Consider the following 10,219-nt stretch of genomic DNA (forward strand, 5'->3'; position numbering starts at 1 on the left):
GCGCGGGCCGCGCGACGCAGGAGCAGGAGACACAACCATGCAAGTCAGGGAAAACCTCGCCAGCGCAGCCGTGAAGCCGTCGGCCGACGCGCTGGTTCCACAACAGAGCGACCGCCAGAAGTGGTGGCAGCACCTCACCGAATACAGCCTGATCGCGATCTTCGCGGTGATGTTCGTGACGATGTCGCTGACGGTCGATCACTTCTTCTCGATCGACAACATGCTCGGCCTCGCACTGTCGATCTCGCAGATCGGGATGGTCGCGTGCACGATGATGTTCTGTCTGGCCTCGCGCGACTTCGACCTGTCGATCGGCTCGACCGTCGCGTTCTCCGGCGTGCTGTGCGCGATGGTGCTGAATGCGACCGACAACACGTTCGTCGCGATCGTCGCGGCGGTCGCGGCCGGGGCGGCGATCGGCTTCGTGAACGGCGCGGTGATCGCGTACCTGCGCATCAACGCGCTGATCACGACGCTCGCGACGATGGAAATCGTGCGCGGGCTCGGCTTCATCGTGTCGAAGGGGCAGGCGGTCGGCGTGTCGTCGGATACGTTCATCGCGCTCGGCGGGCTGTCGCTCTTCGGCGTATCGCTGCCGATCTGGGTCACGCTCATGTGCTTCATCGTGTTCGGCGTGCTGCTGAACCAGACCGTGTACGGCCGCAACACGCTCGCGATCGGCGGCAACCCCGAGGCGTCGCGCCTCGCGGGGATCAACGTCGAACGCACGCGCGTCTACATCTTCCTGATCCAGGGCGCGGTGACGGCGCTTGCCGGCGTGATCCTCGCATCGCGCATCACGTCGGGCCAGCCGAACGCGGCGCAGGGCTTCGAGCTGAACGTGATCTCCGCGTGCGTGCTCGGCGGCGTGTCGCTGATGGGTGGCCGCGCGACGATCTCGGGCGTCGTGATCGGCGTGCTGATCATGGGCACCGTCGAGAACGTGATGAACCTGCTGAACATCGACGCGTTCTATCAGTACCTGGTGCGCGGCGCGATCCTGCTCGCGGCCGTGCTGCTCGACCAGCTGAAGAACCGCGGCGTACGCGACTGACCGATTCCACGGAGACGATTCGCATGACCATCGAAACTTCCGCGCAGGATTCGCGCGCCGCGAGCGACGCACGCTATGCGCGCTACCCGAGCCTCGAGGATCGCGCGGTGCTGATCACGGGCGGCGCGACCGGGATCGGCGCGGCGTTCGTCGAGCACTTCGCGCGGCAGGGCGCGCGCGTGGCGTTCGTCGATCTCGACGCGCACGCGGGCCAGGCGCTCGCGGAAACCCTCGCGCAGGCGCCGGACGTGCGTCACGCGCCGCTGTTCATCCCGTGCGACCTGACCGACATCGACGCGCTGCGCCATGCGATCGACGCGATCCGCGCGCGCATCGGCACGATCGCGGTGCTCGTGAACAACGCGGCGAACGACACGCGCCACGCGATCGGCGACGTGACGCCCGAGTCGTTCGACGCGGGCATCGCGGTGAATCTGCGCCATCAGTTCTTCGCCGCGCAGGCGGTGATCGACGACATGAAGCAGCGCGGCGGCGGCGCGATCATCAATCTCGGCTCGATCAGCTGGATGCTGAAGAACGGCGGCTACCCCGTCTACGTGATGGCGAAGGCGGCCGTGCAGGGCCTCACGCGTGGGCTCGCGCGCGATCTCGGCGCGTTCGGAATCCGCGTGAATTCGCTGGTGCCCGGCTGGGTGATGACCGACAAGCAGCGCAGGCTGTGGCTCGACGACGCGGGCCGCGCGGCGATCAAGGCCGGCCAGTGCATCGACGCCGAGCTGCTGCCGGACGACCTCGCGCGCATGGCGCTGTTTCTCGCGGCCGACGACAGCCGGATGATCACCGCGCAGGACGTGGTGGTCGACGGCGGCTGGGCCTGATTGCCGATGTTCGAATTCGCGCGGCACTGCGCGACGACCCGTATCACTTCATCGACGAAGGAAAGGAGCTCACCATGACCGCTACGTCCTCGCGCGCATCGTCGTCCACGAGCCAGTCGCGCCGCGCGCGCCTGGCTGCCGCCGCGCAGCCCGTCAGCGCCGGCCCGCAGACCGCCGCGTTCGCGCAGGGTGTCGGCGCCGCGCATGCGGCGGCCGTCACGCTGTCGAATGCGGCGCTGCGGCTCGACGTGCTGCCGCATCTGGGCGGCGGCATCGCGCGCTTCGACTGGCGCGGCGATCACGGCGCGCTGGTGCCGGTGTTCCGGCGTTGCGAGCACCCGGAAACGGCGACGGATCCGAACGCGCTCGCGTGCTATCCGCTGCTGCCGTACTCGAACCGGATCGGCAACGGCCGTTTCGAATGCGACGGGCGCAGCGTCGCGGTGCCGCGCAACCGCCGCGACGAGCCATTGCCGATTCACGGCGACGGCTGGCTCGCGCCGTGGCAGGTGGACGACGCAACCGACACGACGCTGCAGCTGTCGCTCGATCGCGCGAGCGGCGCGCCGTACGCGTTTCGCGCGATCCAGTCGTTCGCGCTCGACGACACGACGCTGTCGATCGCGCTGACGATCGAAAACGCAGGGCGTGCACGGCTGCCGTTCGGGCTCGGCCTGCATCCGTTCCTCGTGCGCGACGACGCGACCGAGCTGGCCGCGGCCGCGGGCGGGCTGTGGCTGTCGGGTACGGATTTCCTGCCGGTGCGGCACGTGAGCGTGCCGCCGGCCTGGCAGTTCGGCGTCGCGTATCCGTTGCCGGCGACGCTCGTCAATCATGCGTTCACCGGCTGGGGCGGCCACGCGACGGTGAGCTGGCCGCGCCGCGGGCTGTTGTTGACGATCGCGGCCGATGCCGATGCGTACGTGCTCTATACGCCGCCCGGCGAGCATTTTTTCTGCTTCGAGCCGGTCGATCATCCGATCAATGCGGTGAACCTGCCGGGTGGCGCGGCCGCGCACGGGATGACGCTGCTCGCGCCGGGCGAGCGGCTCACGCGGCGTTTCGCGTTCACCGTCGAGCGGTCCGATACGCGCATCGACGCCGCCGCGCGCGAAGGACGCCGGCGACGCGGGTAAAATACGCGGTCTACCAACGGTTTGCCGCGAGTATCCGCCATGTCTTCCCCGCTTACTTTCATCGAATCGCTGCGCGCCGCGTGGCAGCGCACGAATTCGCTGCTGTGCGTCGGCCTCGACCCCGAGCCGTCGCGCTTTCCCGTGCAGTTCGACGGCCAGCCCGACGCGATCTTCGAATTCTGCCGGCAGATCGTCGACGCGACCGCGCAATACGCGAGCGCGTTCAAGCCGCAGATCGCGTACTTCGCCGCGCATCGCGCGGAAGATCAGCTCGAGCGCCTGATCGCGCACATCCACCTCCAGCATCCGGGGCTGCCCGTGATCCTCGACGCGAAGCGCGGCGACATCGGCAGCACGGCCGAGCAGTACGCGCGCGAGGCGTTCGAGCGCTATCGCGCGGACGCGGTCACCGTGAACCCGTACATGGGCTACGACTCGGTGGAGCCGTACTTCGAGCATGAAGGCAAGGGCGTGATCGTGCTGTGCCGCACGTCCAACCCGGGCGGGTCGGATCTGCAGTTCCTCGACACCAACGGCCGGCCGCTGTACCAGGTCGTGGCCGACCTCGCGGCGAACAAGTGGAATGCGAAGAACGGCCAGCTCGGCCTCGTGGTCGGCGCGACGTTCCCGAAGGAAATCGAGATCGTGCGCGGGATCGTCGGCGACATGCCGCTCCTGATCCCCGGCATCGGCGCACAGGGCGGCGACGTGCAGGCGACCGTCAACGCGGGCCGCACCGCCGACGGCACCGGGATGATGATCAACTCGTCGCGCGCGATCCTGTACGCGAGCAAGGGCGAGGATTTCGCCGAAGCCGCCGCGCTCGCCGCGCAGAAGACGCGCGATACGATCAACGCGCATCGCTGAAATAACGCTGAAACGCAGGCCGCCCGCCCGGGCGGTCTTTCACCGCCGAGCCCGCGTCCGCGGGCCGCGCGCCTGCTTCGCGTGTCTGCCATCCTGGCGCACGCGAACAGCTTCCCGTCGCTTGCGCACCGCATGCCCGCGCGGCAGAAGGCGCTCGGCCTGCCGGTCACGGCGGACAAGAACTGGATCGTCGTGAAGCCCGACGCAATTCGGCAGGCGGGCAGGGGCGGCCGCCCCTGCCGCTGCGCCGGCGAATCAGCCTTCGCGCTCGTCGAGCAGCTTCAGCAGCCCGCGCAGCGCATGCGCGGCCGCCTGCGCGCGGATCTGCTCGCGGTCGCCCTTGAACACGAGGGTCTCGACGTCGGTATGCAGCCGGTTGCTCCATGCGAACGACACGGTGCCGACCGGCTTCTTCTCGCTGCCGCCGGCCGGACCGGCGATGCCGGTGACGGACAGCGCGACCTGCGCGCGGCTGTTGCGCAGCGCACCTTCGGCCATCGCGCGTGCGACCGGCTCGCTGACGGCGCCGTGTTTCTCGATCAGGTCTGGCGGAACGCCGATCATGTCGATCTTCGACTGGTTCGAGTAGGTGACGAAGCCGCGCTCGAACCACTGGCTGCTGCCGGAGATGTCGGTGATCGCGGCGGCGATCATGCCGCCCGTGCAGGATTCGGCGGTGGCGAGCGACAGGTGCTCGTCACGCAGCTTGTTGCCTGCGCGGATCGCAAGCTGATGGACGACGGAATCGGTTGGCATGCGCGTCGGGAAACGGGAGTCGGAAAATCGGTCAGCCGACGACGGAGCGCCAGAAGGCGATCACGAGCAGCGTCATGAACGCGGCGATCAGGTCGTCGACCATGATGCCGAGCCCGCCTTTCACGCGACGGTCGAAATAGCGGATCGGCGGCGGCTTGAGCATGTCGAAGAAGCGGAACACGACGAACGCCCACAACTGGCCGATGAAGGTCGCGGGCGTGACGAACAGCATCACGAGCCAGATCGCGACGATTTCGTCCCAGACGACGGCGCCCGGATCGGACGTGCCCATCTTTCGTGCGGTGAAACCGGTAATCCACGTGCCTGCCGCAAAACCGACCGCGATCAGCGCCCACCATTCGGGCACCGTCAGGTAGCGGTTGAGCACCACGAACGTGAGCCAGCCGAACAGCGAGCCGAACGTGCCGGGCATGAACGGCGCGAGCCCGCTGCCGAAGCCGAGCGACACGATGTGCGCCGGGTGCGACAGCATGAAGCGCGCCGTGGCGCGCTGCGGCACGTTCCGGGCGGCGCCGGGCGCGGCCGCGGATTGCCCGGTCGGGTCAGTCTGCATGGAAGTGGTCGAAACCGTGCAACGTGAGAGTCAGGGGGGCGCCGGCGGCGTCGCGCCACGCGATCGCGGGCTGCTCCGACGGCGAGGACAACGCGCGTATTGTACCGACTCGCGTCACCCGAACGCCGGCGCTCGCGCCCGCTGCCTCGATCGTCGCACGGGCCGCGGCCGGCGCGGTGAAGCACAGCTCGTAGTCGTCGCCGCCGGCGAGCGTGCAGCGTCGCTGCACGTCGGGCGGCAGCGTCGCGAGCGCGGCCGAGCGCGGCACCGCGTCGGCGTCGATCTCGGCGCGCACGTTCGAGCGGGTCAGGATGTGCTGCAAGTCGCCGGCGAGGCCGTCCGAGATGTCGAGCGCCGCATGTGCGACGCCCGCGAGCGCAAGCCCGAGCGCGATGCGCGGCTCGGGACGCTCGAGCGCCTGCCGGAATACGGCAGCTTCGTCCGCGCCGGCGGTCCATTCGCCGCGCGCGAGTCCGAGACCCGCACGGGCGTCGCCGAGCGTGCCGGACACCCAGACGTCGTCGCCGTCACGCGCGGCATCGCGCCGCAACGCCGCGTCCGGCGAGACTTCGCCGAACACGGTCACGCACAGGTTCAGCGGCCCGCTCGTCGTGTCGCCGCCGATCAGTTCGCAGCCGAACCGCTCGGCGAGCGCGAACAGGCCGTTGCTGAACGCCTCGAGCCACGCCGCGTCCGCGCGCGGCAGTGCGCACGCGAGCGTGAACGCGCGCGGCTCGGCGCCCATCGCCGCGAGGTCAGACAGGTTGACCGCGAGCGTCTTGTGGCCGAGCGCGTCGGGCGCGACATCGGGGAAGAAATGGCGGCCTTCGACCAGCATGTCCGTTGAAATGGCCAGCAATTTTCCGGAACGAGGTGCGATCAGCGCGCAATCGTCGCCGATGCCGAGCGTCGACGCACGCGCCCCCCGAGCCGCGCGGCGCGCGAAGAAGCGATCGATCAGCGAAAACTCGGACAGGGCGGCTGGCACGGCGGACGAACCCGGAAGCGGTGAAGGGAACGGCATTGTACGCAGCGAACGGCGCCGTTCCTGCACCGTTCAGTACATTTTTGTCGCGGCTGTCGCACCCGAATCGCCGGTCTGGCGGCCTTCGATTGGCGCTACAATGCCGTCGAACAGTTATTCTAATCCGCCCGTCAAGAGACACATGTCGACCCAAGCCTCCTCCAAAGCCAAGCTCCGCGAAGCCGCTCTCGACTATCACGAATTCCCGACGCCGGGGAAAATCGCGATCGCCCCGACCAAGCAGATGATCAACCAGCGCGACCTCGCGCTCGCGTATTCGCCGGGCGTCGCGTATGCGTGCGAGGAGATCGTCGAGAACCCGCTGAACGCCGCGCGCTTCACGGCGCGCAGCAACCTGGTCGGCGTCGTCACGAACGGCACCGCGGTGCTCGGGCTCGGCAACATCGGCCCGCTCGCGTCGAAGCCGGTGATGGAAGGCAAGGCGGTGCTGTTCAAGAAGTTCGCCGGCATCGACGTGTTCGACATCGAGCTGAACGAGTCGGATCCGCACAAGCTGGTCGACGTGATCGCCGCGCTGGAGCCGACCTTCGGCGGGATCAACCTGGAAGACATCAAGGCGCCGGACTGCTTCATCGTCGAGCGCGAGTGCCGCAAGCGGATGAAGATTCCGGTGTTCCACGACGACCAGCACGGCACCGCGATCGTCGTGGCAGCGGCCGTCACGAACGGCCTCAAGGTCGTCGGCAAGGACATCAAGAAGGTGAAGCTCGTCGCGTCCGGCGCGGGGGCGGCCGCGCTCGCGTGCCTGGACCTGCTGGTCGACATCGGCCTGCCGCTCGAGAACATCACCGTGACCGACCTGGCCGGCGTCGTCTATAAGGGCCGCACCGAGCTGATGGATCCGGACAAGGAGCGTTTCGCCCGCGAAACCGACGCCCGCACGCTGGCCGAGGTGATCGACGGCGCGGACATCTTCCTCGGCCTGTCGGCCGCCGGCGTGCTGAAGCCGGAGATGGTGAAGGGCATGGCCGAGCGCCCGCTGATCCTCGCGCTCGCGAACCCGACGCCGGAAATCCTGCCGGAAGCGGCGCTCGAAGTGCGCCCCGACGCGATTCTCGCGACCGGCCGCACCGACTATCCGAACCAGGTCAACAACGTCCTGTGCTTCCCGTTCATCTTCCGCGGCGCGCTCGACGTCGGCGCGACGACGATCACGCGTGAAATGGAGATCGCGGCCGTCAACGCGATCGCCGAGCTCGCGCAGCAGGAGCAAAGCGACATCGTCGCGACCGCCTACGGCATCCAGGACCTGTCGTTCGGGCCCGATTACCTGATTCCGAAGCCGTTCGATCCGCGCCTGATCGTGAAGATCGCGCCGGCCGTCGCGCAGGCCGCGATGGACGGCGGCGTCGCGACGCGTCCGATCGAGGACATGGAGGCGTACCGCGTTCACCTCCAGCAGTTCGTGTACCACAGCGGCACGACGATGAAGCCGATCTTCCAGCTCGCGCGCAGCGCGCCGGCGGAGAAGAAGCGCGTCGTGTTCGCGGAAGGCGAGGAAGAGCGCGTGCTGCGCGCCGTTCAGATCATCGTCGACGAGAAGCTCGCGACGCCGATCCTGATCGGCCGTCCGTCGGTGATCGAGCACCGTATCCAGCGCTACGGCCTGCGCCTCACGCCGGGCACCGACTTCACGGTCGTCAACACGGAGCACGACGAGCGCTACCGCGACTTCTGGCAGACGTACTACAAGATGATGGCGCGCAAGGGCATCAGCGAGCAGCTGGCGCGTGTCGAGATGCGCCGCCGCACGACGCTGATCGGCTCGATGCTGGTGAAGAAGGGCGAAGCGGACGGGATGATCTGCGGCACGATCAGCACCACCCACCGCCACCTTCACTTCATCGACCAGGTGATCGGCAAGCGCCCGGGCTGCAGCGTGTACGCGGCGATGAACGGCCTTGTGCTGCCGGGCCGCCAGATCTTCCTGGTCGACACGCACGTGAACGTCGATCCGACCCCGGAGCAACTTGCCGAGATCACGATCATGGCCGCGGAAGAGGTGCGCCGGTTCGGCATCGAGCCGAAGGTCGCGCTGCTGTCGCACTCGAATTTCGGCACGAGCAACGCGCCTTCGGCGCAGAAGATGCGCGATACGCTCGCGATCCTGCAGGAACGTGCGCCGGAGTTGAAGGTCGACGGCGAAATGCACGGCGACGTCGCGCTCGACGCCGCGCTGCGCAAGGAAATCCTGCCCGAATCGACGCTGGAAGGCGACGCGAACCTGCTGATCCTGCCGAACATCGATGCCGCGAACATTGCGTACAACCTGCTGAAGACGGCCGCCGGCAACAACATCGCGATCGGGCCGATCCTGCTGGGCGCAGCCCAGCCGGTGCACGTGCTGACCGAATCGGCGACCGTTCGCCGCATCGTCAACATGGCGGCGCTGCTGGTCGCCGACGTGAACGCCGCACGCTGAGGCGGAACGAACCGCGCGGCAACGGTCGAACCGGTGCCGCGCGCCGGGCGAAATTGTAAACAAAAGCAAAAAGAGGCGTGCCCGCAAAGGGCGCGCCGTCGGGCAGGGCGCAAACCCGCTTCCCGCAAGCAACAGCAGCATTTCTCCACTCGGGGTAGCGAGTGTGGCAAGCAGGCAGGGTCTTGCCATGCGAGAGATGCCGCAAGTATTTTATCTCGTGTAAGATATATGTAGTCTCGTTTCGGTAAAAAATGCGCGATTCCGGGCGGGGCCAGCCTTTCGATTCCCAAACGAACATTGATTCGCGCGGACAATAGCGCTACGCTAACGCCTTTGGTTGGTCGTCAACTACTTGATTTAACAGCGGGAACCCTGGTTCATGGCACGCAAGTGGCTCCGCAACGGCGCGCTCGCGTCCGTCTTCGCGATGTTCGCGATGGGTATCGTCGGTACGCCGACGGGCAGTCTGGTTTCCGCCGCTTACGCACGGCAGGCCGTTTCGGCCGACCTGGCCGTCGGCGGGGTCGATACGATCCCGACCGCCCGTCTGCCGCGCGAGGCCGTGACCACGCTTGGCCTGATCGGCGCCGGTGGCCCCTATCCGTACGAGAAAGACGGCGTCGTCTTCGGCAACCGCGAGCGGATCCTGCCGAAGGCGAAGCGTGGCTACTACCACGAGTACACGGTGCCGACGCCACGCGCACGCAATCGCGGCGCGCGCCGGATCGTCTGTGGCGGGCCATTGCGCCGGATCGACAACTGTTATTACACGGACGACCACTACAACAGTTTTAAACGTATTGTTGAATGACTTCGGGATGAACGGCATGAGCGACTCCATCTACGCGCACGATACGGCGGCGGCGGAACTGTTCGCGGCCGGCGACGGCAATCTGTTTCAGCGCGTGATGCAACTCCACGCGGCGGCACAGGCCGGCGGCGCGCCGGAGCAACAGGAACCCGAGCCCGGGCTTTCATCGAACGAGGAGCCTATGAGCCTTTTCACGACCGTGCGACCCAATCTCGTGCAGTCGATCCGCGCGTTCCGCGTGCAGGATCTCGCCGACGAAGCCAGCCGGCTCGGCCAGCATTTCCTGTACGCGTATTGCGGCGCCGCGCAGTCGAAGCAGGAAGTGATGGAGACGATCGCGACGTCGTTCCTGTTTCCGAAGCATTTCGGGAAGAACTACGATGCGCTGTACGACTGCCTGACCGACCTCGTCGCGAAGGCCGGCGCGCAGCCCGGTTTCGTGATCGTCCTGGAAGGGCTGCCGATCGCGCAGAAATTCGACAAGGAAGGGCGCGAGACGCTGCTCGACGTGTTCCGCGAAGCAGCCGAATTCTGGGCCGAGCGCAAGGTCGCGTTCCGCGTGTTCTATTCGTTCGCGTAAAGCGCGAATCCGTCGGCCGCCCGAACGCGGCCGATCCGGCAAAAGGCCCGCCTCGCGCGTAATGCCGTTCAGTTAAGCAGCTGAACGGCATTTTTTATTTTAGGGAAGGATTGGTTGTAAACGCTGCGCTGAGAT

General features: G+C 67.3%; 10 protein-coding genes. 7 read left to right on the forward strand and 3 right to left on the reverse strand.

Translation table 11 applies throughout. The features are described 5' to 3' along the window. Positions 1–37: 37 nt before the first annotated feature. The 4 genes from araH to pyrF all read left to right on the forward strand — a co-directional run bounded on the left by araH (position 38) and on the right by pyrF (position 3,896). A complete protein-coding gene (gene araH, locus WS75_RS18445) occupies positions 38–1,054 on the forward strand; it encodes an L-arabinose ABC transporter permease AraH (protein ID WP_059465359.1) in 1,017 nt (338 codons plus the stop codon). A 23-nt stretch (positions 1,055–1,077) separates the two neighbouring features. Continuing rightward, on the forward strand, positions 1,078–1,893 hold the full coding sequence (locus WS75_RS18450) for an SDR family NAD(P)-dependent oxidoreductase (RefSeq protein WP_059681865.1): 816 nt from the start codon (positions 1,078–1,080) through the stop codon (positions 1,891–1,893). A gap of 74 nt (positions 1,894–1,967) precedes the next feature. Continuing rightward, the gene (locus tag WS75_RS18455) at positions 1,968–3,029 is read left to right on the forward strand and encodes an aldose 1-epimerase (RefSeq protein WP_059681866.1); all 1,062 of its coding nucleotides are present in this window, start codon (positions 1,968–1,970) and stop codon (positions 3,027–3,029) included. A gap of 39 nt (positions 3,030–3,068) precedes the next feature. After that, on the forward strand, positions 3,069–3,896 hold the full coding sequence (gene pyrF / locus WS75_RS18460) for an orotidine-5'-phosphate decarboxylase (RefSeq protein ID WP_011350899.1): 828 nt from the start codon (positions 3,069–3,071) through the stop codon (positions 3,894–3,896). A 255-nt stretch (positions 3,897–4,151) separates the two neighbouring features. On the opposite strand, the gene WS75_RS18465 is transcribed toward pyrF, so the two are convergent. From WS75_RS18465 to thiL, 3 genes are read right to left on the reverse strand one after another with little or no spacing between them, the layout of a single operon-like run. Then, positions 4,152–4,652, reverse strand: a complete 501-nt coding sequence (locus WS75_RS18465) for a CinA family protein (RefSeq protein WP_059681869.1) — start codon at positions 4,650–4,652, stop codon at positions 4,152–4,154. A gap of 31 nt (positions 4,653–4,683) precedes the next feature. After that, the gene (locus tag WS75_RS18470; protein WP_059681871.1) at positions 4,684–5,226 is read right to left on the reverse strand and encodes a phosphatidylglycerophosphatase A family protein; all 543 of its coding nucleotides are present in this window, start codon (positions 5,224–5,226) and stop codon (positions 4,684–4,686) included. Next, the gene (gene thiL / locus WS75_RS18475) at positions 5,216–6,250 is read right to left on the reverse strand and encodes a thiamine-phosphate kinase (RefSeq protein WP_156429823.1); all 1,035 of its coding nucleotides are present in this window, start codon (positions 6,248–6,250) and stop codon (positions 5,216–5,218) included. Before thiL ends, WS75_RS18470 begins: the two co-directional genes overlap by 11 nt. Before the next feature lie 142 nt (positions 6,251–6,392). Here thiL and WS75_RS18480 point away from each other — a divergent pair, with 142 nt between their 5' ends. The 3 genes from WS75_RS18480 to WS75_RS18490 all read left to right on the forward strand — a co-directional run bounded on the left by WS75_RS18480 (position 6,393) and on the right by WS75_RS18490 (position 10,084). Then, positions 6,393–8,693 carry an NADP-dependent malic enzyme gene (locus tag WS75_RS18480; RefSeq protein WP_059681872.1) on the forward strand — a complete coding sequence of 767 codons (2,301 nt, stop codon included), beginning with the start codon at positions 6,393–6,395 and terminating at the stop codon, positions 8,691–8,693. Between the two features lie 379 nt (positions 8,694–9,072). Then, positions 9,073–9,504, forward strand: coding sequence for a ribonuclease (locus WS75_RS18485; protein ID WP_006760307.1), 432 nt, complete (start codon positions 9,073–9,075; stop codon positions 9,502–9,504). Between the two features lie 16 nt (positions 9,505–9,520). Further along, positions 9,521–10,084 carry a barstar family protein gene (locus WS75_RS18490; protein WP_059681892.1) on the forward strand — a complete coding sequence of 188 codons (564 nt, stop codon included), beginning with the start codon at positions 9,521–9,523 and terminating at the stop codon, positions 10,082–10,084. Positions 10,085–10,219 lie beyond the last annotated feature (135 nt).

Origin of the sequence: Burkholderia sp. FL-7-2-10-S1-D7, from assembly GCF_001524185.1 — a bacterium.
In the GTDB taxonomy this organism is placed as follows: Bacteria; Pseudomonadota; Gammaproteobacteria; order Burkholderiales; family Burkholderiaceae; genus Burkholderia; species Burkholderia diffusa.

Bases quoted from the DNA above. Each gene is read 5' to 3' on its own strand.
- araH (WP_059465359.1), top strand. From the start codon at position 38: ATGCAAGTCAGGGAAAACCTCGCCAGCGCAGCCGTGAAGCCGTCGGCC.
- WS75_RS18450 (WP_059681865.1), top strand. From the start codon at position 1,078: ATGACCATCGAAACTTCCGCGCAGGATTCGCGCGCCGCGAGCGACGCA.
- WS75_RS18455 (WP_059681866.1), top strand. From the start codon at position 1,968: ATGACCGCTACGTCCTCGCGCGCATCGTCGTCCACGAGCCAGTCGCGC.
- pyrF (WP_011350899.1), top strand. From the start codon at position 3,069: ATGTCTTCCCCGCTTACTTTCATCGAATCGCTGCGCGCCGCGTGGCAG.
- WS75_RS18465 (WP_059681869.1), bottom strand. From the start codon at position 4,652: ATGCCAACCGATTCCGTCGTCCATCAGCTTGCGATCCGCGCAGGCAAC.
- WS75_RS18470 (WP_059681871.1), bottom strand. From the start codon at position 5,226: ATGCAGACTGACCCGACCGGGCAATCCGCGGCCGCGCCCGGCGCCGCC.
- thiL (WP_156429823.1), bottom strand. From the start codon at position 6,250: ATGCCGTTCCCTTCACCGCTTCCGGGTTCGTCCGCCGTGCCAGCCGCC.
- WS75_RS18480 (WP_059681872.1), top strand. From the start codon at position 6,393: ATGTCGACCCAAGCCTCCTCCAAAGCCAAGCTCCGCGAAGCCGCTCTC.
- WS75_RS18485 (WP_006760307.1), top strand. From the start codon at position 9,073: ATGGCACGCAAGTGGCTCCGCAACGGCGCGCTCGCGTCCGTCTTCGCG.
- WS75_RS18490 (WP_059681892.1), top strand. From the start codon at position 9,521: ATGAGCGACTCCATCTACGCGCACGATACGGCGGCGGCGGAACTGTTC.